The organism is Nostocoides australiense Ben110, from assembly GCF_001050535.1.
In the GTDB taxonomy this organism is placed as follows: Bacteria; Actinomycetota; Actinomycetes; order Actinomycetales; family Dermatophilaceae; genus Nostocoides_A; species Nostocoides_A australiense.
This window is the reverse complement of record NZ_HG764815.1, coordinates 3,616,951-3,618,414: the sequence shown is the minus strand read 5'-3', so window position 1 is coordinate 3,618,414 and position 1,464 is coordinate 3,616,951. Positions and strand designations below refer to the sequence as shown.

Below are 1,464 nucleotides of genomic sequence, written 5' to 3'. Positions count from 1 at the left end.
CCCCCCCCGCCCCCCTGCCGCTCGACGTGCTCACCGCGGCCGGCCGGGCCGCCGTGCCGGCGCTCGTCGACGACGGCCTGCTCACCGACGAGCCGGCGGACGCAGGACGCCCCCGCCGGGTCGTGTTGACCCTGCGGGGGCGGCTGCTCACGGACACCGTGGTGCGTGCCCTGCTGCGGTAGGAACCCGTCGGGCGGCTCGCGAAGTCCTGCAGCGACGCAGGAGCGAGGACACGTCGTGGGGCTACTTGAAGAAGCTCATGGTGAAGGGCGGCTTGTACCACTCGCCGGCGCTCGCCTTCATCGCCGCGACGATGTGCACGACGAAGAGGTAGACGACAGCGACGATGGCGCCGATGATGCCCACCGGCAGCAGGATGATCGTGATCATCATGATGACGGAGATGATCGACCAGATCAGGGCGGTGAGCTGGACGTTGAGGGAGTTGGCGGCATTGGCCCGCACGAATGGGCCGCGGTCCTTGTACATGAACCACATGACCAGAGAGGCGACGAACCCGAGGGTGCCAGCGCTGAGCACGAAGCAGACCAGCGGGATGACGTGGGAGAGCATGCCGAGGTTGCGCTCGTCGCGCGCGGTGAGCGGGGCGGAGCCGGTGTAGCGGTCCGCGGTCTGGCCGAACGGGCTCTGGTGCGGAGCCGAGTAGCTGCTGCTGCCGGTCGACGGGCCCTGCGGCGGATAGTGCTGCGGCGGATAGTGCTGCGGCGGCAGGGGCTGGCCCGGTCCGGACTGTTGCGGGAACGGCTGGGTCGGGTGCGCCGGCTGCTGGCCCGGGTAGACCGGCTCGTTGGGCTGCTGCGTCATGGCTGTTTCTTCCCCTTGTGGCGGCAGGGCTCGGGACCTTCCCGGACTGTGCCGTCGTGACTAGTCAACCGCACAATCGGCGTGCTGCATTCCATTTCGGCGCCAAGTCGAGGGCCACCCCGGGGGGGAGTCAGGGCGCACCCTCACTAGGTGAGGTGACGAAGTCGATGAGTTCCTCCACGCGCCCGGAGAACGCGGGCTCCAGGTCGGCATACGACCGCACCCGCGAAAGCACGTGTTTCCAGACCAGGCCGATGTCCTCCGCAGTCGTATGCGGCAGCCCCAGGGCCGCGGCGATGCCCGCCTTCCAGTCCTGGCCGCGGGGGATGACCGGCCACGCCGTCAGGCCCACCCGGTCGGGCCGGATCGCTTGCCAGACATCGACATACGGGTGCCCGACCACGAGCACCCGGTCAGCGCCGAAATGCGCGACGGTGTCGGCGACGATCCGGCTCTCCTTCGTGCCGGCGACGAGATGGTCGACGAGGATCCCGGCGCGGGCCCTCGGCGTGGGGCCGAATTCGCGCAGGGCCGCCGTCAGGTCGTCCACGCCGTGCAGGACCTCGACGACCACTCCCTCGACCCGCAGGTCGGCGCCCCAGACCTTCTCGACGAGTTCGGCGTCATGGGTGCCCTCGA

General features: G+C 69.9%; 2 protein-coding genes and 1 pseudogene. 1 reads left to right on the top strand and 2 read right to left on the bottom strand.

The features are described from left to right. Positions 1 to 182: pseudogene (locus BN11_RS24270) on the top strand (hypothetical protein); the annotation flags it as partial. A gap of 61 nt (positions 183 to 243) precedes the next feature. Here the strand turns inward: BN11_RS24270 and BN11_RS25415 are convergent. Together BN11_RS25415 and BN11_RS17715 are read right to left on the bottom strand one after the other, a co-directional pair. Continuing rightward, positions 244 to 825, bottom strand: coding sequence for a DUF4870 domain-containing protein (locus tag BN11_RS25415; protein WP_083433856.1), 582 nt, complete (start codon positions 823 to 825; stop codon positions 244 to 246). A 130-nt stretch (positions 826 to 955) separates the two neighbouring features. Beyond that, positions 956 to 1,464 (bottom strand): DUF3097 family protein (locus BN11_RS17715; protein ID WP_048699624.1); only part of this gene is annotated, 509 nt, incomplete at its 5' end.